The sequence below is a fragment of the Alkalibacterium psychrotolerans genome (assembly GCF_054784355.1).
This window is the reverse complement of sequence record NZ_BAAGPH010000027.1, coordinates 22959-46288: the sequence shown is the minus strand read 5'-3', so window position 1 is coordinate 46288 and position 23330 is coordinate 22959. Positions and strand designations below refer to the sequence as shown.

22 protein-coding genes and 1 tRNA gene are annotated in these 23330 nt (G+C 41.2%); 19 read left to right on the top strand and 4 right to left on the bottom strand.

Annotated features, from left to right (window positions below; genetic code table 11):
- Positions 1 to 53 precede the first annotated feature (53 nt).
- Both ACYVLS_RS04450 and ACYVLS_RS04445 read left to right on the top strand, forming a co-directional pair.
- Positions 54 to 2234 carry a Tex family protein gene (locus tag ACYVLS_RS04450; protein ID WP_460321676.1) on the top strand — a complete coding sequence of 727 codons (2181 nt, stop codon included), beginning with the start codon at positions 54 to 56 and terminating at the stop codon, positions 2232 to 2234.
- Positions 2235 to 2284: 50 nt separating this feature from the next.
- Positions 2285 to 2731 (top strand): SprT family protein, encoded by a 447-nt coding sequence (locus tag ACYVLS_RS04445; RefSeq protein WP_460321673.1) that lies wholly within the window; start codon positions 2285 to 2287, stop codon positions 2729 to 2731.
- Between the two features lie 461 nt (positions 2732 to 3192).
- Here the strand turns inward: ACYVLS_RS04445 and ACYVLS_RS04440 are convergent, their stop codons facing one another.
- Positions 3193 to 3810: an HAD family hydrolase gene (locus ACYVLS_RS04440; RefSeq protein ID WP_460321670.1), complete on the bottom strand. Its 618-nt coding sequence runs from the start codon at positions 3808 to 3810 to the stop codon at positions 3193 to 3195.
- A 137-nt stretch (positions 3811 to 3947) separates the two neighbouring features.
- On the opposite strand from ACYVLS_RS04440, the gene ACYVLS_RS04435 reads away from it, so the two are divergent.
- From ACYVLS_RS04435 to ACYVLS_RS04415, 5 genes are all read left to right on the top strand, one after another.
- A tRNA-Leu gene (locus tag ACYVLS_RS04435) sits at positions 3948 to 4031 on the top strand.
- A 691-nt stretch (positions 4032 to 4722) separates the two neighbouring features.
- Positions 4723 to 5202 (top strand): DsrE/DsrF/DrsH-like family protein, encoded by a 480-nt coding sequence (locus tag ACYVLS_RS04430; RefSeq protein WP_460321667.1) that lies wholly within the window; start codon positions 4723 to 4725, stop codon positions 5200 to 5202.
- A gap of 57 nt (positions 5203 to 5259) precedes the next feature.
- Positions 5260 to 6939, top strand: coding sequence for a rhodanese-like domain-containing protein (locus ACYVLS_RS04425; RefSeq protein WP_460321791.1), 1680 nt, complete (start codon positions 5260 to 5262; stop codon positions 6937 to 6939).
- 52 nt (positions 6940 to 6991) lie between these two features.
- Positions 6992 to 7222: a sulfurtransferase TusA family protein gene (locus ACYVLS_RS04420; protein WP_460321665.1), complete on the top strand. Its 231-nt coding sequence runs from the start codon at positions 6992 to 6994 to the stop codon at positions 7220 to 7222.
- 62 nt (positions 7223 to 7284) lie between these two features.
- Positions 7285 to 8067: a sulfite exporter TauE/SafE family protein gene (locus tag ACYVLS_RS04415; protein WP_460321663.1), complete on the top strand. Its 783-nt coding sequence runs from the start codon at positions 7285 to 7287 to the stop codon at positions 8065 to 8067.
- A 201-nt stretch (positions 8068 to 8268) separates the two neighbouring features.
- On the opposite strand, the gene ACYVLS_RS04410 is transcribed toward ACYVLS_RS04415, so the two are convergent.
- Both ACYVLS_RS04410 and ACYVLS_RS04405 read right to left on the bottom strand, forming a co-directional pair.
- Positions 8269 to 8640, bottom strand: coding sequence for an iron chaperone (locus ACYVLS_RS04410; protein ID WP_460321660.1), 372 nt, complete (start codon positions 8638 to 8640; stop codon positions 8269 to 8271).
- Between the two features lie 233 nt (positions 8641 to 8873).
- A complete protein-coding gene (locus ACYVLS_RS04405) occupies positions 8874 to 9788 on the bottom strand; it encodes an AEC family transporter (RefSeq protein ID WP_460321658.1) in 915 nt (304 codons plus the stop codon).
- 126 nt (positions 9789 to 9914) lie between these two features.
- On the opposite strand from ACYVLS_RS04405, the gene gloA2 reads away from it, so the two are divergent.
- The 10 genes from gloA2 (at position 9915) to ACYVLS_RS04355 (ending at position 21289) form a co-directional block, all read left to right on the top strand.
- Entirely contained in the window at positions 9915 to 10298 is a 384-nt protein-coding gene (gloA2, locus tag ACYVLS_RS04400; RefSeq protein ID WP_460321656.1) for an SMU1112c/YaeR family gloxylase I-like metalloprotein, read from the top strand.
- Between the two features lie 286 nt (positions 10299 to 10584).
- Positions 10585 to 10959, top strand: a complete 375-nt coding sequence (gene gloA / locus ACYVLS_RS04395) for a lactoylglutathione lyase (RefSeq protein WP_460321788.1) — start codon at positions 10585 to 10587, stop codon at positions 10957 to 10959.
- A gap of 61 nt (positions 10960 to 11020) precedes the next feature.
- On the top strand, positions 11021 to 12637 hold the full coding sequence (locus tag ACYVLS_RS04390) for a gamma-glutamyltransferase family protein (RefSeq protein ID WP_460321653.1): 1617 nt from the start codon (positions 11021 to 11023) through the stop codon (positions 12635 to 12637).
- A 25-nt stretch (positions 12638 to 12662) separates the two neighbouring features.
- Complete coding sequence (locus tag ACYVLS_RS04385; protein WP_460321786.1) at positions 12663 to 13547, top strand: ROK family protein; 885 nt, start codon at positions 12663 to 12665, stop codon at positions 13545 to 13547.
- 21 nt (positions 13548 to 13568) lie between these two features.
- Positions 13569 to 14216, top strand: a complete 648-nt coding sequence (locus ACYVLS_RS04380; protein WP_460321650.1) for an SGNH/GDSL hydrolase family protein — start codon at positions 13569 to 13571, stop codon at positions 14214 to 14216.
- 328 nt (positions 14217 to 14544) lie between these two features.
- Positions 14545 to 16836, top strand: coding sequence for an endo-1,4-beta-xylanase (locus ACYVLS_RS04375; RefSeq protein WP_460321648.1), 2292 nt, complete (start codon positions 14545 to 14547; stop codon positions 16834 to 16836).
- Between the two features lie 475 nt (positions 16837 to 17311).
- Positions 17312 to 18679, top strand: coding sequence for an ABC transporter substrate-binding protein (locus ACYVLS_RS04370; RefSeq protein WP_460321646.1), 1368 nt, complete (start codon positions 17312 to 17314; stop codon positions 18677 to 18679).
- A 94-nt stretch (positions 18680 to 18773) separates the two neighbouring features.
- On the top strand, positions 18774 to 19730 hold the full coding sequence (locus ACYVLS_RS04365; RefSeq protein ID WP_460321643.1) for a carbohydrate ABC transporter permease: 957 nt from the start codon (positions 18774 to 18776) through the stop codon (positions 19728 to 19730).
- A 2-nt stretch (positions 19731 to 19732) separates the two neighbouring features.
- A complete protein-coding gene (locus ACYVLS_RS04360; protein WP_460321641.1) occupies positions 19733 to 20581 on the top strand; it encodes a carbohydrate ABC transporter permease in 849 nt (282 codons plus the stop codon).
- Positions 20582 to 20701: 120 nt separating this feature from the next.
- On the top strand, positions 20702 to 21289 hold the full coding sequence (locus tag ACYVLS_RS04355; RefSeq protein WP_460321639.1) for a YrhK family protein: 588 nt from the start codon (positions 20702 to 20704) through the stop codon (positions 21287 to 21289).
- Positions 21290 to 21313: 24 nt separating this feature from the next.
- Here ACYVLS_RS04355 and spx read toward each other — a convergent pair whose 3' ends face one another.
- The gene (gene spx / locus ACYVLS_RS04350) at positions 21314 to 21724 is read right to left on the bottom strand and encodes a transcriptional regulator Spx (protein ID WP_460321636.1); all 411 of its coding nucleotides are present in this window, start codon (positions 21722 to 21724) and stop codon (positions 21314 to 21316) included.
- A 293-nt stretch (positions 21725 to 22017) separates the two neighbouring features.
- Between spx and ACYVLS_RS04345 the strand changes: the two genes are divergently transcribed.
- The gene (locus tag ACYVLS_RS04345) at positions 22018 to 22929 is read left to right on the top strand and encodes an aldo/keto reductase (protein WP_460321633.1); all 912 of its coding nucleotides are present in this window, start codon (positions 22018 to 22020) and stop codon (positions 22927 to 22929) included.
- Positions 22930 to 23025: 96 nt separating this feature from the next.
- Positions 23026 to 23328 carry a phasin family protein gene (locus tag ACYVLS_RS04340; protein ID WP_460321631.1) on the top strand — a complete coding sequence of 101 codons (303 nt, stop codon included), beginning with the start codon at positions 23026 to 23028 and terminating at the stop codon, positions 23326 to 23328.
- Positions 23329 to 23330 lie beyond the last annotated feature (2 nt).

Sequence of the window (23330 nt, the reverse complement as noted above, 5' to 3'; positions counted from 1 at the left end):
TTTCATTTTTGTGTTAAAATAGATAAGATGATTTTATAGAGGAGATGTTCTTTTTGACAGAAACACCAGATAATCAAATTTTGAATTTACTGAACAAGGAATTAACAGACTACTCCAAGAAGCAGATTGTATCCGTACTCGATTTGCTGAAAGATGGTAATACCGTACCCTTTATTGCTCGTTACAGAAAAGAAGTAACCGGCACGTTAGATGAGGTTCAGATCCGCGAAATCGAAGACCGCCATACGTATTTAACAAATTTGGAAAAACGTAAAACAGACGTCCTGGCTTCTATTGAAGAGCAAGGGAAATTGACACCAGAGCTTGAAAAAGATATCAAGTCAGCCAGTCAGATGCAGAGAGTGGAAGACCTGTACCGTCCGTATAAACAGAAGCGCCGCACAAAAGCGACCATCGCCAAAGAAGCCGGCCTGGAACCGCTGGCTAACTGGGTTTTAACCTTTCCGCAAGGCTCACTTGAAGGTGAAGCGGAGCAGTATATAGATGAAGAAAAAGGGCTGGAGTCAGTTGGAGATGTTCTAGCCGGGGTGCACGAAATTATTGCTGAAACCATTTCGGATAATCCTGAGTACCGAAAATGGGTAAGGGATTTTGTCCAGAACACCGGCATCCTGGAATCTAAAGTGAAAGACAAAGAGATTGATGAAAAAGGCGTTTATGAAATGTATTATGAGTACTCTGAAACACTCAAGACGCTTGTTCCACACCGTGTTTTGGCGATGAACCGTGGAGAAAAAGAAGGGGTCCTGTCCCTATCAATAGAGAGTGATGAAGACCGTATACACCGTTTCATCATGAAAAAGGAATTGCCGGACGGGAAAACTTCTCCAGCCATCGAAACAGTTAAGGAAGCCATCATCGATGCGTATAAGCGGTTCATCTCTCCAGCTATAGAGCGGGAATTGAGAAATGACCTAACAGAAACAGCGGAAGATCAGGCGATTCAAGTGTTTGGTGAAAATCTGAATAACCTGCTGCTGCAAGCACCCCTGAAAGATCAGGTCATACTGGGCCTTGATCCGGCCTACCGTACTGGGTGTAAGCTGGCAGTCATTGATGCAACAGGTAAAGTACTGGGAATCGATGTAATTTACCCGCACAAACCCGCTTCCGGACAGAAACGTAAGGAAGCTGCAGGCAAATTCCTTGAAATGGTCAATAAATATGACGTCGATACGATAGCTATCGGTAATGGAACGGCCAGTCGGGAATCTGAAACGTTTGTGGCCGAGCAATTAAAATCAGTGGATAAAAAGGTAGCCTACGTAATCGTCAATGAAGCGGGCGCATCTGTCTACTCCGCTAGTGAAGAGGCGAGAAGAGAGTTTCCTGACCTGCAAGTTGAAGAAAGAAGTGCAGTCAGTATTGCCAGACGACTGCAGGATCCGCTAGCAGAATTGGTCAAAATTGACCCGCATTCTATAGGGGTCGGTCAATACCAACATGATGTATCACAGAAAAAACTGACAGAACAGCTGGATTTTGTTATTGAAACAACAGTTAACCAGGTGGGAGTCAATGTCAATACGGCGAGTGCAGCACTACTCAAGCACATTTCCGGACTCACGAAAACGACAGCTGAGAATATCGTTAGCTATAGAGAAGAAAACGGGAAGTTCACGAGCCGGGCCCAGCTTAAGAAAGTAAAAAGACTCGGACCTAAAGCCTTTGAACAGGCCGTTGGTTTCCTGCGCATTCCTGATGGCAAGGAACCTTTTGACAATACAGGTATTCATCCTGAAACCTATAAGCAGGCTGAGAAGATTCTGTCTGCTGCCGGTATGAAGAAAGCGGATATAGGCTCTGAGGACTTGAAAGCGCGCCTCAAACTGGTGGACGAAGAGCGTCTTCTTGAAGAAATAGATCTAGGACAAGAAACATACAAGGATATCGTCAAGGCCTTGCAGGCCCCTGGTAGAGATATGCGGGATGACATGCCTGCGCCACTATTGCGCACAGATGTCTTGTCCATGGAAGATTTGAAAGAAGGCATGGAACTAGAAGGAACGGTTAGAAATGTGGTTGACTTCGGTGCATTCGTTGATATCGGTGTGAAACAGGACGGTCTTGTTCATATTTCGAAATTAAGCAACTCCTTCATTAAGCACCCTAAAGATGTGGTGTCTGTTGGAGATATTGTGAAGGTCTGGATTGACTCTGTCGATGTGAAAAAAGGCCGAATCGGATTAAGCATGGTGCAAGATAACAAGTAGGATTAAAGGCTAACCGCCTTTAATGGATTGGATATATATGGAGTGGTCAGATGAAGCAGGAAACTCTGCAGAAGAGAGTAGAAAAGCTTTCTTTGGAAAAGTTCAATAAAGCTTTTACTCATACAGCGACGTTCAACAAGCGGCTGAGAACTACGGGCGGACGGTACCACTTGGGGAGTCACAACCTGGATTTTAATCCGAAAGTTCTGAATGTTCATGGTCAGGAAGTGTTTGAAGGCATCATTCTTCATGAATTATGCCACTATCATCTTCACCTTGATAAAAAAGGCTATCAGCACAAGGACAAGGATTTCAAAGATCTGCTAAAAGAAGTGAACGGTCTAAGGTTTACGCCTGCTTTAACTAGTCACAAAGCTAAAGCGGTCTGGCAGTACCAATGTAAAGGATGTCAGCTGATTATTAAAAGGCAGAGACGCTTTAATGTAAAAAAATTCTGCTGCTCGAAGTGCAGTGGACGCTTTAGGCTAGTTGAATAAAAGTAGAAAAACCCGGCAGCGAGAATTTTCTCGCTGCCGGGTTTTTTAAAATGTGATAGTAACCAGTTCATCAAGAGATACCTGTAGAAGTGGTCTCTAAAACACTATAGCGACCACTTCGTGAGGCAATTTCATTAGAAAGTGTTACTAAAACGCTATAGTGACCAGTTCACGAAAAATTCTGATAGAACTTGTCACTAAAAGGATATAGTGACAAGTTCATTGGGTGATTTCGAAAGAAGTAGTCGCTAAATGACTATTTTGACCAGTTCATGAGGGGATTCCAATGGAAGTTGTCACTAAACGGTTATTATGACTAGTTCATAGGGGAAATTTAGTAGAAGTTGTCACTAAAACGCTATAGCGACCAGTTCATGAAGAAGTCTTGGAAGAAGTTGTCACTAAATGGATTTAGAGACCACTTCTACGAACGTCTTAGAAAGAAATGGTCTCTATGTTAGCTAGCTAATAGTAATGTGCTCTTTTTTGAGATGCTCTTTTAGTTTTTCAATGTCGCCATCAAAAATGTGGCCCTTCATACCAAGATTTTCAGCGCTCTGTATATTTTGAGGCAGGTCATCGATAAAGAAGCATTCTTCAGGATTCAGGTCGAATTCTTTGAAAAACAATTTGTATATTTCTGGATCCGGCTTAATCATTTTCCAGTCAGATGAGAGAAAAATACCGTCAAAATAGTTCAGGCCAGGAATAATATGCTTGAACTGATGAAAATCCTGGGATACATTGGAGAGAAGATACAAGTCATACTTGTTTTCATCAAGCTGCCTGAGAATATCTTCCATCTCACTAATAGGGGTCATACCAGTGTACCAGTCAACCAGTACATTTTTAGCAGTTTCGTGCAGTTTATCGGGTATATTCATTAACACATGGTCAAGCAATTCCTGGTTAGTTAATGTTCCCTGATCATACTCCTGCCATTCTCGGGCGTAAAATATGGCATCCAGCAGCATTTTCTGTTCATCAAAATCTGACGAATAATTCGTGATAAATACTTCAGGACGATAACGGATGAGAACATTGCCCATATCAAATACAATGGATTGAATCACTGTCATTCACACCTTTTCATTTGGATTTAAGAATCTTAACTTAACTTTACAGCTTATGCCTAGAGGTGTAAACTATAAAAGATACTTTTCAAATATTGACATTTTAGCAAAACACTGGTATGATAGCTTTTGTTGAGTATATAGCGCACGTGGCGGAATGGTAGACGCGCCAGCTTGAGGGGCTGGTGGGGCGATGCCCCGTGGAAGTTCGAGTCTTCTCGTGCGCATAAATAAGATTAAATAAAAGCTATGTCGGTTCCCCTAGGGTGCTGACATAGCTTTTTCTGTATAAACCCGCGTTCAATATAATAGTGTCAATGAACCGTTCGTCTGTTGCAGATGAGCGGTTTATTTTTGTACGGACATAAATAATAGTAACTAACTAGTCTATTGGTTAATAGTTTTCAGCTTATCATTACCAGCGATTATGGTCTATTTCAAAATTAGCCATCACTATACCTGTAAGGGTATAAGAGGGGGTGTTCAAACTGGTACTTCCACGTAATTTAGTATGTTGGTTGTAAGATTACCAAACTTGTAAAAGGAGAAAAGCTATGTTTATGTTGACTTTATTGACGTCTGAACTTTCTAGTGGAAATAAACTCTGGGGAATAAATAAGATTCGCCATCGAATAGTATGGTAACCATTATGAAGATAACCCAAGTTGAAAATTCACAAACTTCGCGAAAATAGAAGTGAAATATCAATAGTAATGCCTATATTAAGCCGATTCGTCTTAGTGAAAACAATAAAAAGAGGAAAAAAGAAATAAGTTCCTTGACAATTATACCTTACAGGGTATAGTATGTAATTGTAACGTTGAAATACAACGATGCAAACATTGTTAGTATCGTGTATTTTAATTTGAGAATTTTAATACCCTAATGGGTTAAAACAAAACAGGAGAGGGATATGATATGAGCGAGCGTAAAAAAACCAATATAATTTTATTTAGTGGCGATTATGATAAGGCAATGGCAGCGTACATTATTGCGAATGGAGCAGCTGCTTATGACCACGAAGTAACTATTTTCCACACGTTCTGGGGATTGAATGCACTTCGTAAAGACGAGCCAATTCAAGCTAAGAAAAACCTGCTGGAGAAGGCATTCGGTAAAATAATGCCGAGAGGTCCTGAAAAAATGGGGCTGTCCAATATGAACTTTATGGGAATTGGACCTAAATTAATCAAAAAAGTCATGAAAAGACATAACGCTATGCCGTTGTCCGATCTAATCGAAACGGCTGAGGATCAAGAAATTAATCTGGTTGCCTGCACGATGACTATGGATTTACTGGGGCTTGATAAGTCTGAAATGAGAGAAACTACAGAGTACGCTGGAGTAGCTGCTTACTTGGCAGAAGCTGAAGATGGCGGCGTCAACATGTTTATCTAAAAATCTATTTAAAAAAAGACAGCAATTTAATTAAAGGAGATGAAACTAGTGAAAGAAATGTCATACGATTTATTAGTAGATGCAAAAGGTCTGGCTTGTCCTATGCCGATTGTACGAACAAAGAAGGCATTAAAAGACATTGCATCAGGATTAATTGTAGAAGTACAAGCGACGGACAAAGGGTCGACAGCTGATCTGAAAGCCTGGGCTGAAAAATCGGGACATGATTACCTCGGGACTGTTGAAAATGACGGTTTGCTTAAACATTATCTTCGGTCATCCGGGGAGGACAAAGAAGGTGAACCCTACCCTCATATCATTCAAAATGATGAGTTGAAAGACCGAATGAACGGCAGTGATGACCTCACTGTTCTGGATGTACGTGAAACAGAAGAGTATGAAGGTTACCATATACCCTCAGCTGTATCGATTCCTTTAGGGGAACTGAAAGACAGAATGAGTGAATTGTCAGATAACAAGCCGATTTATGTTGTCTGCCGAATGGGCAACAGAAGTGATATGGCAGCAACGTTATTAGCTGAAAGTGGCTACAAGGACGTTGTCAATGTGAAACCTGGTATGAGTGAATGGAATGAGGAGGATGCAAACGTGAGCTTAACTGCTATGACACCTAAGGAACTGGCACAGAAAGTCATTCAGAAAAAAGACTTATTTATCCTGGATGTACGAAATGAAGATGCCTTTGAAGACTGGAAAGTAGACGGAGAAAATTTCGACTATCTGAATATTCCGTATTTCGATTTACTGGATGGGGTGGAAGAGGTTCTACCACAACTCCCTTCAGATAAAGAGCTGCTGGTCGTCTGTGCTAAAGAGGGGTCTTCGGTTATGGTGGCTGAAATGCTGGTTGAAGAAGGTGTGTCAGCGTCATATCTGGAAGGCGGAATGAAAGCCTGGAGCGAGTATCTCGAGCCAGTAAAAATATCCGACTTGAAAGATGGAGGAGAACTGTTCCAGTTTGTAAGACTCGGGAAAGGGTGCTTGTCTTATATGGTGGTATCAGGCGATGAAGCCGTCGTTATTGATTCTGCACGCATGACTGAACCGTATATGAAATTAGCTGAAGAAAAAGGCGTATCTATCACAAACGTACTGGATACTCACTTGCATGCTGATCATATCTCAGGTGGACGCACAATAGCACAGGATACGGGTGCAACATACTGGCTGCCACCTAAGGATGCTGAAGAAGCAACCTTTGAGTATGAAGCACTGGAAGAAGGTGCCCATGTAGAAGTTGGTGCATCTAAAATTGATGTAAAAGCACTTTATACACCGGGTCACACTATAGGTTCAACATCCTTTATAGTCGACGATGCTTACTTGCTTTCTGGAGATATTCTGTTTGTAGACTCCATTGGTCGTCCGGATTTGGCAGGAAAAGCCGAAGACTGGGTCAGTGATTTAAGAGACTCGCTCTATGAAACCTATCAGAACCTATCTAAAGACTTAACCGTTCTTCCGGCTCACTACATGATTGTGGATGAACTAAACGATGACGGAAGTGTAGCTGAAAAGCTGGGTGTTCTGTTTGAGAAAAATCACGGTCTTAACATTGAGGATGAAGAAGAATTCCGTTCAACAGTAACGGATAATTTGCCTCCACAGCCAAATGCTTATCAGGATATTCGTCAGACCAATATGGGTAAAATTACTCCAGACGAAGAAGAACAGCGTGAAATGGAAATCGGTCCAAATCGCTGTGCGGTCAGATAATTGTAGTATAAAAAAATTAGAAAAAATATAAAAATTAAAGGAGAATGTAAAAATGAACGTAGCAAAAGTATTAGATGCCAAAGGATTAGCTTGCCCGATGCCAATTGTTAAAACGAGAAAAGAAATCAAGTCAATGAACACGGGTGAAATACTGGAAGTACAAGCAACAGATAAAGGTGCCTTGAAGGACTTCCAGGCCTGGGCAAAGTCTTCTGGACACGAACTGCTTCAAACAAATGAATCAGATGAAGTGTTGACTTTCCACATTAAAAAAGGCGAATAATTGCAGAGTGAGGGGGGCTGACAGGTCCCTCTTTTCCTTAGTCAATTAGATAGGAGGATGTTATGGATATTTCATATATTATCACGATTTTTCTGATAGGCTTTGTCGGTTCGTTTGTTTCCGGCATGGTTGGTGTAGGGGGATCAATTATCAAGTACCCGATGCTGTTGTTTATTCCACCTTTATTAGGGTTCAGTGCACTGACAGCCCATGAAGTGTCTGGTATCAGTGCCGTTCAGGTGTTCTTTGCAACAATTGCAGGGGTATGGGCATACAAAGGAACAGGTTATCTGCACCGTAAACTTGTCCTGTTCATGGGAAGCAGTATACTGATAGGTAGTTTTATTGGTGCGTTTGCGTCAGGTTTCTTTCAGGAAAACGCCGTTAATCTGGTTTATGCCATTCTGGCAACAATTGCGGTCGTTATGATTCTCATGCCTAAAAAGCAGATTCCTGATCAGCCGGCCCATCTAATTTCTTTCAATAAACCACTCGCTTCCGGTCTGTCGTTCGTGGTCGGCGTAGCTTCTGGTATTGTTGGAGCAGCTGGATCATTTCTTCTGATTCCAATCATGCTGACGGTTTTAAAATTACCCACACGTGTAACCATTGCAACATCGCTGGCGGTAACTTTTCTCTCTTCAATCGGATCGACAGTTGGTAAAGTAGCGACAAATCAGGTGCTCTATGCACCGGCAGCTGTCATGATTGTTGCCAGTCTGATTGCTTCTCCAATAGGAGCGAAGATAGGACAGAGAACTAACACAAAAGTTCTTCAGTGGATTCTTGCTATGCTGATTTTAGGTACGTCAATTCAAATCTGGTACAATCTATTGTGGTCATAATAAAGACTAAACCAGTTTATTGGAATAGAAAAAATTAAATATAAATCTTAACTAGAAGATACTCCTGATAGAGTAGGAGGTAAAATCAGAGCGCTGCTATATCAGGAGTTTTTCCATGTATATTTAGACTGAAATTGTAAGTGTATAAATAAGGTGTCCCTCATTACTATGGACACCTTATTGACTAAGAGAATATGTGTGTTACTTACGCCAGAACGTTGTGTAGTCTGCTTTATCGACAATGTTAAACTGGATAATATCCTTTAGAAGAGAATAATCGACCGGCTGATTCCATTTGATTCTGAAAATTTCTTTCGTTGCATCATACTTACATGCCGCCAATTCTGTTTCGAATTGCTTTAACCCTGCTTTTTCGGGTGCGACTGCCATATGCTTTTTTGATGTGCTGAAGCCGATAATGTACGTGCCACGATGGGTATACATGGGTTGATTCCAGCCCATTTTTTTCTCAAGTTCAGGAAATTCTTTGTCTATCCACCCAAATAAGTCTATCATTCGCTGTTTGTGCTTTTCATTATCCAGCTTCTCAAGAAAATCGGTAAAAGATTCCATTCTGTTCTCCTCCATTAAACTTTTATCGTTTCTATTTTATGAGTTTGATTATAACATACAGGATTGAGCAATCTGAAAAGGAGTAAAGCGCAATAGGAAAAATAGATAGTATATGTGTATTAGCGCTTCAGCTATCCAAGTTATTGCGAGTCCAACTATTTTAAAGGAACAAGTCAATAAAAAAGTAACGCCATCTTTCCATTATTGCTGGAAGAGAAGCGTTACTTTTTTGGTCATAAAAGATAAGTAGCCAGGCTGATCATCAGCGGCATGGTAATAATAGAAAAGAAACTAGCCAGTATAATGATGCGCGCTCCATATTCGTAGTCGCCCCCGTATAGTTGGGAGAACAAAGCAGTATTGACAGCTGTTGGGGTGCAGTTGGCAATGGCTAGAACGAATAAAACGGACGGGTGACTGATTGGCAGCAGCCAGAGCAGACCTAGGGCAATTAGAGGAGCAATAATCAGTCGAACAGCAACAGTTAAGTAATTGCTTTTCACCAGGAAAATATCTTTGATGTTACTGCGTGCCAGATAGCCTCCGAGTAGAATCATTCCTAAAGGAGAACTGAGACTACCTATTGTATCCAGACTGTTATACAAGACACCTGGAATGGGCAGACGTGTGATGTATAAAGTAAAACCGATAAAGGCACCAATACTGGCTGGGTTAGTCAGGATCGATTTAATCGTAATCGGCTGTTTTCCTTCCGACAGCATCCATATACCGTATGTAAACTGGAAAATGGCTGACGTAACAATGTACATGGACAAAAAGAAAATTCCTTCGTACCCAAGAAGAGGCAGTACGATTGGAATGCCCATAAAAGCTGTATTTGAAAAGACGACAGCATAACGGTCAATTTTCGACCGGTTTCTAAGTAACGTATGCGCAATAGCGATGCGAGAAAGAGTGATAGCCAGAGCACCCATCAGTGATGTGCCTAACAGTTGAAGCTGACTCGTTTCGAAATCCTGCTGAAATGACAGGAGCATGACAATTGGAATGACAAATTTCGTGACAATGTTGGCAAGCTGCTGACTGCCGTTCATATCAAGAAACTTGATTTTTACAAGTACAAAGCCAAACATCATGATGAAAAACATCTGAAGCAGCTGATTAATAATAACTGAAGAAATATCCATAACTTTCGCCTTCTATTCATTTTGTAGTAAACTAAAGGAGACTCATTTAGTATCTTATTACTATACCTTCAAAACGATGTAAAAGCAAAAACAGATCAATAGTTTAATACTAAGGAAGTGATTGAAGTGCTGACAAATTTTATACACCATGTAGCTGTTATTGCCAGTGATTATGAGACATCGAAACATTTCTATACAAAAATTTTGGGATTTGAAATAATACATGAGGCATACAGGGAGGAAAGGCAATCGTATAAACTTGATTTAAAAGTCGGAGACAACCAAATCGAGTTGTTCTCTTTTCCGGATGTACCTGATCGGCAAAACAATCCGGAAGCAGCTGGGCTCCGACACCTCTGTTTTGCAGTGGAAAGCGTAGATGAAGCCGTTAAGCAACTGGCTCAAAAAGGAGTGGAAGTGGAACCCGTGCGGATAGACCCTTATACTCAAAAGAGCTATACGTTTTTCAAGGACCCTGACGGCTTGCCGTTGGAACTCTATGAAAAGTAAATGAGCGCAAAAAAGAACCCCTGTTTCCGCAGGGGTTCTTTTGCATAGAAAGGAGATGATTTATGAAAAAGAAAACTAGTAGTACTGCTACTAACTATGTTTCTATACAAATGATAACGCATACATAATAAATAGTCAATAACTATTTTAGTTTATTTTTAATTAATGTAAACGCTTGATTTAATAATATGTGTTATTTTATAAGAAGAGGAAAGCTTGACGCCACAATGAAAGTAAGGCAAAATGAAAGCATAATTACTGAGGAGGAATAGTGGTGCGAAAAAGAATGCTGCACACGTGTGTACGTGTAAAAGATTTGGATAAATCTCTTACCTTTTATAAAGATATTTTAGGTCTTGAAGAGGTGCGTCGACTGGATTACCCGGACTACAAATTTACATTAGTTTATCTGGCTTTACCGGGAGATGAGGTTGAACTGGAATTAACTTATAATTATGATCAGGAAGAACCGTATGAATTGGGTAATGGTTATGGCCACATTGCTATCGGTGTGGAAAATTTGGAAAACACACATGAGGAGTATAGCCAAGCAGGTCATGACGTCACTGACTTAAAAGGGTTGTCTGATGGAGCGGCTTCTTATTTCTTCATTAAGGATCCTGATGGCTATAAGATTGAGATTATTCAATTAACTGACTGATGATAATTTAACTATACCCCGAAAGTTTTGTCGGGGGTACATACAAAGGGGATAAAGAATTATGGGGGAACTAAAATTTAGACCGGAAGCCTTTCGCTATTCATCCAGACGCGAATGCGTATATGGGAAAAACGGAATGGTAGCGACATCACATCCGGCGGCAGCACAGGTGGGGCTGGAGCTGCTGAAAAAAGGCGGCAATGCCATTGATGCGGCGATTGGGACAGCTGCTGCTCTGACAGTGGTGGAACCTGGTTCAAATGGTATAGGGGGAGACAGCTTCAGTATTATCTGGAAAGACAATAAATTGTCTGGATTGAATGCCAGCGGGCCGTCACCGCAAAAATTAAAGCCGGATAAATACAACAAAGGGGAAGAGGAGTTTCCAACCTTTGGTATTCAAACAGTTACTGTACCGGGGGTACCCGCCGGTTGGGCGGAACTGAGCAGGAAACACGGGAAACTACCGCTTGAGGAAGTGCTTGAACCGGCAGCAAAGCTGGCTGAAGAGGGTTTCGTAGTGACCAGTGTGGTTGCCCAGTCGTTCAGCAGAGCGTTTAAACGCTATTCAAAAGACATCAAACAACATCCTGAACTCCAGTCCTGGTTTGACGTTTTTGCCCCTGAGGGGAAACCGATGAAAGCAATGGATGTCTTGAAATTGAAGGGTCATGCTAAAGGTTTGCGTCTGATAGCCCAAACGAAAGGGGAAGCGTTCTATTGTGGAGAAATAGCGCGAGCGATTGATGCTTTTTCTGTGAAACATAAAGGAGAATTAAGGTACGAAGATTTAAAAACCTTCGAACCGGAATGGGTCAACCCCATTTCAATTAATTACAAAGGCTATGACATTTGGGAAATGCCCCCAAATGGCCAGGGTATCGTTGCCCTTATGGCCTTAAACAGCCTTAAATTTATGGAGCTTGATGGAATCGACAATCCGCTTACACTGCATAAGCAGATAGAAGCGATCAAGCTGGCTTTCTCCGATGGGAATTTATCAATTGCCGATAGTCGCCACATGACAGTTTCTAAAGAGCGTCTGTTGTCAGAAACATATGCCGAGGCTCGCTCACGCCTGATTAAGGATAGTGCGACTGAAGCGGTACCGGGTATAAAAGATGATTCTGGAACGGTATATCTGGCAACGGCTGACTCAGAAGGCAACATGGTATCCTATATCCAAAGCAACTATATGGGCTTTGGATCTGGTGCAGTAGTCCCGGAGTTTGGCATCAGCTTAAATAACCGGGCATTAGGTTTTACACGCGAGGAAGGTCACGTCAATTGTTTAGGGCCGGGAAAACGGCCGTTCAATACAATCATTCCGGGTTTTATTACTAAAAATCAGAAAGCCGTCGGTCCATTTGGTGTGATGGGGGGACAGATGCAGCCTCAGGGTCATGTGCAGGTGGTTCAGTCGTTGATTGACTTTAACCTTAACCCTCAAGATGCACTGGATGCGCCAAGGTGGCAGTGGTTAAATGGTAATAAGGTCATGGTTGAACCGGAACTGCCCGTGTCAACCATGCAGGCTTTGAAGAGTATGGGCCATGAGATTGCTGTGGAATTAAATAAAGGGCAGTTCGGCAGAGGCCAGATTATTATAAAAAATGAAAAAGACGTGCTAATTGGCGGAACTGAACCGCGGACAGATGGATCAGTGGCTGCTTGGTGAATTAGTCAGTCCAAAGGAGAAATATATGGGAATACTAGCGTTTGATATTGGTGGAACGAGTGTCAAGTATGGCTATTGGGACGAAAAAGAACAACTCAAAGATAAGAGCAGTTTTAAAACGCCTAAAAACTGGACGGAAATGAAAAGCAAGTTGACAGAAGTGAAGAATCAGTTTGAAGAAAAGTATGCACTTGAAGGTGCTGCTTTCTCAGCTCCCGGAGCTGTTAATCAGAAAGACAGACAGATAGAAGGATTTAGTGCTGTAAATTATCTGAACTACTTTCCTATCTATGATGAACTGGAAGAAGCTCTTGGTTTACCGGTATCGATTGAAAATGATGCCAACTGTGCCGGTCTGGCAGAAGTGTGGCGAGGAGCGGCCAGAGATAATGATACTGTTCTCTTTGTAGTACTGGGCTCTGGTGTTGGCGGTGCCGTGATTGTAAACAAGCAGGTTCATCACGGACCCCATCTGCATGGTGGTGAATTTGGATTTATGCTGATGAATGATAAAGAAGTGTTCAGTCAGGTAGGGACTGCAGTTGCGATGGCTAGGAAGTATGCTGAAAGAAAAGGTCTGTCAGAGAATGAAATAGATGGAAAAAAAGTCTTTGAGCTGGCTGAAAAAGGTGACGTCATTGCACAGGAAGAGGAAGCTAACTTCTACGAATACTTAACAAGAGGCCTCTTTAATCTGGCAGTTGCTTTTGATCCGGAGAAAATCATTATAGGTGGCGGGGTTTCAAACCATGAGGGGCTATTAGAAAGAATAGATTTAGAAATGGATAAGCTGAAAAGCAAAATGTTTTTCTTTCCATTTAAACCCGAAGTGGCAATTTGTGAATTTAAAAGTGATGCCAATCTGATTGGAGCAGTGTACAATTTTAAGCAGAAAAGACAAAACAGCTAACACCTTTTAGGAGGTAACCGTGTGAAAATCGATAACAATGATACGTTATTATTTATAGGCGACAGCATTACTGATACTGGAAGAGACCGGTTGGATGGGAAAAATTTAGGTCAGGGGTTTCCTCTACTCATAGCCGCCTATCTGCAGACGCATTTTCCGGAAAAAAGACTGACTGTGTTAAATAGGGGCGTGGGCGGAGACCGTCTAATTGACGTCAAAAACAGATGGGAAGAAGATTGTCTTATCATCAACCCGGACATTGTAACCTTAATGATTGGGATTAATGATACATGGACTAATCAGAATGACGGAAAAGAAGTCACAGAGGCTGAGCTGGCAGAGTTTGAATCAAATTACCGCTTCCTTTTGAAGTCACTCCATCAAAGAACAGATGCACGCGTTGTTTTAATGGAACCATTTGTACTGCCTTTTCCAAAAGACCGGGTAGAGTGGCGAGCAGATTTGGATTCGAGAATCCAGATTGTACGTAAGATGGCACGCGATTACCAGACCGATCTCATTCCTTTAGATGGACTATTGAACGCTGAAGGCATTAGAAATGGCTTCAGTTATTATACTGGTGATGATGGCGTGCATCCGACTGTGGCAGGACATGGATTAATCGCTCAGTTCTGGATAGAGAATATAGTTGACAAATCTCATCATTGACAATCGACTGATTATATAGTAATATATTCCTTATGCGATGAGTCGAGGACTCCATTGATATGGAGACTCTGCGCAATACAGATGCTTTTGCATCACGACAGGAAGTCGGTATTGGAGAAGGATTGCTGTGAACATGAATTCTCGCTTGTAGCAATACAAGTCGCGAAAAAAAGTGCGGACATTCTGTCTGCACTTTTTTTGTTTGCTTAAATTTAACGAAATATGTTAGTTTAAAAAACAAATTAACTCTTGACTGTTTTCGCAAGTTCGGTATGATTAAACAATACTGTGTAAGCGGTCACACCTATAGATGAGGAGAGTTGATTCGATGTATAAACGTGTGAAGAAAATAAGTGTTTTTGTGATGCTTTTATTTGTATTGAATGTGCCTATGGAAATTGTATCGGCAAACGACAGTCTGGTTTTTGAAAATTTTGAAGAAAACAGTCACGGATTTGAACCGAGAGGGGACGATGAAGTAGTGGAGCGTACTACTGAAGAGGCCCATTCAGGTGACTATTCGCTCAGAGTTACCGGCCGAACAGAAAATTGGAATGGTCCCTCGGTTAGGGTGGATGAACACCTGGAAGCAGGGAGGGAATACGCTGTTTCTGTTTGGGTCAAGTTAATTGACTCTTCAAGAACCGATTTAAAGCTGTCAACACAAATCGGTGATGGGGGCGGAGCTAGTTATCAGACAATTGATACACAAACAGTATCTTCTGATGAGTGGGTTCAACTGACTGGTTCTTACCGTTATGATTCACTTGGGGACGGGTACGTCAGTGTCTACGTGGAAAGTGACTCGCATCCGACTGTGGACTTTCTGATTGATCAGTTTGAATTAAGTGTAGAAGGTGGAGAGGAAGACGTTGCAGTTGAAACTGAACTGGAACCGTTAAAAGATATCTATGAAGACCACTTTTTAATCGGAAATGCTGTTTCGATGAACGAAATGGATGGCCAAAGACTGGATTTACTTACGCATCATCATAACCTGGTCACGGCAGAAAATGCGATGAAACCAGAATATACTTACAATACTATGAGGGAATTTGATTTCTCAAGCCAGATGAGGCTGGTTGAAAGAATCAAAGAAGAAGGGTTGGCTCTGCATGGGCACGTGCTGGTCTGGCACCAGCAGTCGCCGGAGTGGCTGCACAGTGAAGCGGGCGAGCTATTGTCCAGAGAAGAAGCGCTGCAAAATATGTATACACATATAGAAGAAACAATAGTGCAGTACGGCGACTCTGTGATAGCCTGGGAGGTTGTCAATGAAGCGATAAATGACAATCCGGGAGATCCGGAAAATTGGCGGTTCACGTTAAGGCGTTCGGATTGGTACAATGCAATCGGAGATGATTATCTGGAGTTGGCTTATACGAGAGCGCGGGAAGTATTAGATGAAAACGGCTGGACAGATGTCAAGTTATACTATAATGATTACAATGATGATAACCAGAATAAAGCAACAGCTATTTACTATATGATCAAAGAAATTAACGAAAACTACGCGCAGGATAACCCGGGTGAACTACTGATAGATGGTGTAGGTATGCAGGGGCATTATAACAGTGGGACAAGTGTTAATAATGTGCGGATGTCGATAGAACGATTCCGTGAACTGGGTATTGAAATAGGCGTTACAGAACTGGATATTACTACAGCCAGTACTGGAGAGTTGAGTGAAGAGGAAGAGATTGCTCAGGCGCTTCTATATGCTGAATTGTTTTCTTTATACAAAGAACATTCGGATGTTATTTCTCGAGTGACTTTTTGGGGATTAAGTGATTCGACAAGCTGGCGGTCTGAAAGGAATCCGCTGCTGTTTGACGGTGATTTAAGAGCCAAAGAAGCCTACTTTGCGGTTGCCAATCCTGAAGAATACCTCGCGCGGCATTCCAATCAAGCGGAAATGGACAGGCGAGAGGGACAGGCATTATATGGAACTCCGGATAGGACAGGTGGGCTGGATGATATTTGGGAGCAGGCTGAAGTATTATCCATTGACCGGTACCAATTGGCATGGCAAGGTGCACAGGGAGTCGGCCGGGTACTTTGGGATGAAGATAATTTATATGTCCTGATTGACGTTACTACTTCTTCTATAGATGTATCAGCAGAAGAGCCGTGGGAGCAGGATTCTGTCGAAGTGTTTCTAGAGGAGTCGAACGATCAGGCGGAGAGTTATTTAACGGGCACCAGCCATTTTCGTGTAAATACGGAAGGGGTTGAAAGCGTCGGTGACTGGACTGAAAATGAAATGGACTCCACTCGGGTTTTCGAGACAAATGAATGGTACAGTGTTGAATTGGCAATTCCTTGGGTAACGCTATCGCCATCTGCAGGAGATTCAGTGGGTTTTGATCTGCAAATTAACGATGCGCAGTCCGGGAGCAGAGAAAGCGTCGCTGCCTGGAATGATTTATCGGGTCAAGGCTACCAGAACCCCTCCGTTTTTGGAGAGCTTATTCTGTTGGCTGACCAGGGTGGTAGCGTAGATGGCGCATCATCTGCCAATGTTATCGAAAATAATATTTCTGTAGCGGTAATATCGATTGGATCCGTATTGGTGTTAGTTATATCAGTTATATTATACAAACTGAAATTGAAAAACTGATAATCAGGGGTGAGGCCTGCAACACAAAGGTTTCGCCCTTTAAGTTATATTCTAGGTTATATTTACAAACTATGACCATTTTTTCTTGCTTTGTATAGTAATATATTAGTGTGAGAGCGCTTTGAAATAGTGGGATAAGACAAAAAAAGTGTTGCAATTTCATGTTAAAAAGATTACTATAAGCTTGTAAGCAATATTAGTTTGTAGATTAAACAAACTAATAATTTTTTTACACTTAGTGTAAGCGTTTTATTAGTTTGTAAACAATAGATTTATGGAGGTGAATCCGTACAAATAGTCGCAAAGGGGGATTGTGCACTTTTATCGATAAGATAGAGCAATTATAAGTATCTAATCATGTCAAGTAAAGTAAAGCTACACCGATTACAGCTTATGTATAAAGACGTTTGTAGGCGATTCAATAAAACATTGTTACTGATCTTAATTTTAGACTATATAAAATGGAGGGTTTCAAATGATGAAGAAACGAATCTTAATGAGTTTAACTACTTTGACAGCACTTGCATTAATGGCTTGTGGAAATGGCGATACTGCTGATACTGGAGATAACGGAGAAACAGCTGACGGCGGTAATGATGAGGGTGAAGTATTAGAGACTGAAGACGGTGAGGAGTTTGAAGCACCTACTACAGGTGGCGAAGGTGTCTTGGACGTATGGACATTCACAGATGAAGCACAGACGATGATTAATGATTATTATCTAGAAGAATTTTCGGATCTAGATTATGAAATTAATATCTCTATCGTGCCAACTGAAGAATTCGAAACACAATTAGATCCGGTATTTACTACAGACAGTGCCCCTGATGTTATTTTTGCAGAACAGGCATTTGTTAAAAAATACGTTGAATCCGGTATGCTAGTCGATCTAAGTCAGTACGATAGCTTAATGGAAGGTGCCGAAAATACATTTGATTATGTTAGAGATATCGGTACCCATGAAGACGGAACTTTTGTAGCAAACTCATGGCAGACGACTCCTGGTGCATTCTTTTATAGACAAGATTTGGCAAGTGAGTACCTAGGAATTGAATCTGAAGATGACATGCAGGATGCGATTGGAGATTGGGATGGCTTCCTTGATACTGCACGAGAACTAAGAGATGCATCAGACGGTTCAGTCTACATGGTTTCAGGTCGCGGCGATTTAAGTCACGCTTACTATGGGTCTCGTGACCAAGGTTGGGTTGTAGACGGCCAATTAATCATTGATGATCAAATTTATGAATTAATGGAAACAGCACGTACGATGGTAGATGAAGGTCTCATGATGGATGCTGAGCCTCAAGGCGAAGAGTACTTTGCTGGCATGAATGGGGATGAAATTTTAGGTTACAGCTTACCGACATGGGGTCTGCACTTCTGGCTGGTACCTAATGGTGATCAGACAGCAGGAAACTGGCGCATGGTAACAGGACCGACCGCTTACTTCCGTGGAGGTACGTGGATAGGTATTCCTTCAACGTCTGACATGCAGGACGAAGCAGCGCACTTAATTGAATACTTGACTACCAGCGAAAACTTCATGAGAGATTGGGCTGAAGATACAGGAGACGTTGTTTCTCACCAAGGCGTAGTTGAAGAAGTACGTGGTGACTTTGAAATGGAATTCCTCGGCGGTCAGAACCACTATGATGCCTTTGCTGATGGAATTGAGCAAATTGATGGTGAAATTATTACTCAATACGACCAAGGTATTCAGGGAGCATTTGATGATCTTGCTTTAACACCATATTCTAAAGGTGAGATGGAAATGGAAGAAGCCTTAGATGCATTCAGAATGGAAGTTCAAAGTCTTTACCCAGATATTCAAGTAGACTAATTAGATTTTGTGTAGCACATGGAAAGTGCAGCTGACCACTTATATAAGTGCTCACTGCACTTTCTCCGCTACATTGAATGGAAAGGAGTTATTTATGGCAACGACTACTGTGACTACGGCATCCGGAAAACAGAGAAAACTGGCCAAACGAAAGAATCATGATAAATGGGGTTACGTCTTTATGGCGCCCTTTTTCCTATTCTTTTTGGCCTTCAATTTTTACCCGATGTTTTATACCATCTATTTATCTTTTACAGATTTAGCTGGTTGGGCAACTGAAGCAAATTTTGTAGGGTTTCAAAATTTTCAAAACATCTATAATAACATGCTTTTCAGAAGGGCAGTATCAAACACCTTTATCTTATGGGTAGTTAACTTTGTCCCTCAGATTATCCTTGCTTTCTTGCTGGCCTACTGGTTTACGAGCAGACGTTTAAATTTAAAAGGGATCGGCTTTTTCAAAAGCATGTTTTACTTGCCTAACATTATCACTGCAGCATCTGTTGCGGTTATCTTCAGCTCTTTATTCAGTTTCCCACGTGGTCCACTGAATCTCATTATGCTTCAATGGAATCTGATTGATACCCCGATTGATTTCTTTAGAAGCGTCTGGATGACTCGAGGGATTGTTTCTTTCATCCAGTTCTGGATGTGGTATGGACAAACAACCATCGTGCTTCAGGCGGGCATTTTAGGAATTGATGAAAACCTCTTTGATGCGGCTCGAGTAGATGGAGCAACCGACTGGCAGTCCTTCACTAAAATTACGATGCCCTTGATGAAGCCAATTACTCTCTATGTTTTAATTACTTCATTAATCGGTGGACTTCAGATGTTCGATATCCCTTACCTTCTGACAGGTGGCGGACCTCAACAGTCTGTAGAGACGATGATTACATTTATTTATAAACAAGCTTTCCAAGGCGGACGAAACTTGAACGTTGCATCAACAGCTTCTGTTGTACTTCTCTTGATGACGACTGTATTCAGTCTGATTGTATTCAACAGTTTCCGAACCCGTGCGAATAAATCAAGCAAAGGAGGAAGATAGGTATGTATCAGACAGGTAATGCCAAACAGATAAAAATGCAGCGTATCCTGCTATATGTATTCTTCACTATTCTGACACTGTTAAGTATACTGCCATTCTGGATTGTTATAGTCAATGCGACACGATCCGCTCCTGAAATCCAGCAGGGACTGTCTCTAATTCCCAGTGATAATGCCTGGAACAACTGGACGCACTTGAGAAGCAGAGGGTTTAATATCTTCCAAGGATACGGGAACTCTTTCTTCATCGCGGCCACGTCAACCGGTCTAAGTTTATACTTTTCATCGTTAACAGCCTATGCGTTAATTGTCTATCAGTTTAAAGGAAAGAAGTTCTTATGGGGAATTATTCTCATGCTGATTATGATACCGACTCAGGTCAGTATTATCGGTTTTTACCGTTTTATGGCTAATTTAGGCTTGCTGAATAACTATATTCCACTTATTCTTCCAGCTATAGCGAGTGCACCGACTGTTTTCTTCATGAAGCAGTATCTCGAGACTATTTATCATCCGGCGTTGGTTGACTCGGCTCGTATTGATGGCGCAAGTGAGATTAAGATATTCCATACGATTATTTTACCTCTAATGAGACCGGCTATAGCTACAATGGCAATCTTCGGATTCATTATGTCCTGGAATAACTTCCTGCTGCCACTTATCCTGATTAATGAGCGGTCAATGTATACGTTGCCGATGCTTGTTCAATTACTGACAACAGACGGTTATCGAACAGAATTTGGTGCGATGTATATGGGAATTACACTTTCCATCGTTCCGTTAATTCTAGTTTATACATTCTTGTCCCGCTATATTATCGGTGGTGTGACTGCCGGAGGGGTCAAACAATAAAAAAAGAAAAGGCTGCAGCTGCAGTCTTTTTTTCTGAAATCAAATCCCTCTCATTCTGTATTAAGATATGATAGAGTATAAGTATAAAAAAGGTTTACGCTATGGAGGGGTAGTGGCAAAATGCCTGGAGTTAACGATAAATTACTCAATGTGAAACCTGATATTGAAAAAAAAGAGCACGATGTTGGTCCCGAAAAAGAAGAGGACGTCATTGTAAAGACCGGACATTTCAGAATATACTTTCAGAATTACTACACATTAATATCATTAATCAATGATATCTTTACGGGTGTATTTTATCTGACCGGGAGTCTGACACAGACCTTTACAGATTTTGAGACGGCAGGCAGTTATATGTTTATATTTGCCAGTTTTTTTCTACTAATGCGTCCCATTCTGAAAATCCTTCATAATGTTTTCTTGTACAGTGAAGAAGAATATCAGGAAAAAGTACTAGGTGAGAATACTGAAGAGGCAGTGAAGAGAAGTGAAGGTGAGTCGGATAAGCCGACCAAGGAAGTAGATTTAAGAAGTGAATCTAAAAAAGAAGAAGCCGAAGAGAAAAAAGAAAAGAAAGAAAAAGAAGAGAAGAAAAACGATGAGGGTAACACTACAAAATCACCAGAGAATAATACAGAATCTGAGCCTAAAGAAGAAATTGAAAAGGGATATAACGACAGCTATTATCAGAGCGAAGAAAAAGAGTAGAGGCTATTATCCTCTACTCTTTTTTTATGCGGTTTCTTCAACAGCCAGTTTACGATGTATTTCTGCAAGTTCCATGGCTCTGACTTTTCGTGGAAGAAAACATCTGATTTCTTCTTCGTTATAGCCAATTTGCAGTCGTCTGTCATCCATAATTATAGGGCGTCTAATCAGGCTAGGCTCTTGTTCAAATAAGTCTAATAACTCATTCAACGAGAGATCTTCAATATCTCGAGTTAAGCCCTGATAAGCCTGGGAGCGATAAGAAATAAGTTCACTTGTTCCTTCCTCTGTCAGACTCAGTATCTGCTTAATTTCTTCTTTAGTTAAAGGTTCATGGAATATATTTTTTTCGGCATATTCCAGACCCTGCTCTTCCAACCATGCTTTAGCTTTTCGACAAGATGTACAACTTGGGGATACATATAAAGTAATCATTTAGTCACTACTCCTTTTCTAATTCGCTCCAGCATTTTATGTAGTTAAAAAATTAAGGTATAAAATGTGAACGTTTTGTTACAATTCCTATTCTAAGAGTAAAAGTAAAATAAAGCAATAGCAGTTGACACTTTTTCGTCACATTTAATGTTTTTTTAAAAACGAAACAATTCTGTCACATTCTTGTCAAATACTAAATATTTAAATGATTTTTATTATTAGATGTTAAAAAGTCGCGAACTGTCGGATTGTGGAGTAAGATAAAGACAGAATGAAATATGGAGGGACATTTAATGAAAAAAATAAAGTTGGGTCATTCAGATTTGTACGTATCTGAGGTTGCTCTAGGCTGCATGCGCATGGATAAGCTGTCCACCGAAGAAGCAGTAAAAGTAGTGAATAGTGCTTATGAAGCGGGCATTAATTTTTTCGATCATGCAGATATTTACGGTAAAGGCGAGTCTGAAATCAAGTTTGCTAAAGCACTTAAACAGACTGATATCAAAAGAGAAGACATCATCCTTCAATCTAAAGCGGGTATACGCTCGGGCTTTTATGACTTCTCAAAGGAACATCTGCTGGAATCAGTGGATGGTATACTGAACAGACTGGATACCGATTACCTGGATATCCTGCTGCTGCATCGTCCAGATGCTTTGGTGGAACCCGCAGAAGTAGCTGAAGCCTTTGACGAATTGCACCGCTCAGGCAAAGTTAGACATTTCGGTGTCAGCAACCACAGTCCGTATCAAATCGAATTACTGAAAAAACACTTGAATCAGCCTATTGTTGCCAATCAGCTGCAACTGAGTATCATGCACACGGGTATGATAGATGCGGGAGTCCAAGTCAATACCAAAGACAGTCATTCAATTGATCACGACAGAGCGATTCTGGATTATTGCCGACTGAATGATATTACTGTTCAGCCATGGTCTCCAGTTCAAGGTCCAGATGGGGTTTTCTTGAATAACGAGCAGTATCCTGAATTAAATAAAAAGCTCCAAGAATTGTCTGAAAAATACGGCACAAACCCAGATGCATTGGCGATAGCGTGGCTGCTCAGACATCCGGCTCAAATGCAGATTATCCTAGGGACGATGAATCCGGACCGTGTAGCCAATTATGCATCAGCTTCTGAGGTAACATTGGGAAGAGAAGACTGGTATGCTATTTATCGGGCAGCCGGGAATCCGTTGCCTTAAAGTAAAGTTAGGCAGTCAGACAACGTTTTTGTCTGACAATTGTTTATGTGAATGGTATACTATCTATGTAAGATTAATACGGAAGGGGTTCTTTACATGATTGAAGATATCAAGAAAGCTTTACTAGTTGGCGTAGGTTCGACAGCAATTGCTTTTGATAAAGCGGTCGAGCAGGTAGATAAATTAGTCAGTCGAGGGAAATTAACCGTAGCCGAAGGAAAGAAACTTACCGAAGAATTAATCCAGAGAAAAAACAAGGAAGTGTCTCTTGAAGAAAAAGAAACACTCGAAGCCATCTTGCTCGAAATGAATGTGGCTCAGAGAAAAGATATAGAGGATTTGGAAGCTAAAGTCGAAGAATTGGAACGTAAGATGACGGACAAATCAACAGAAGCATAAAA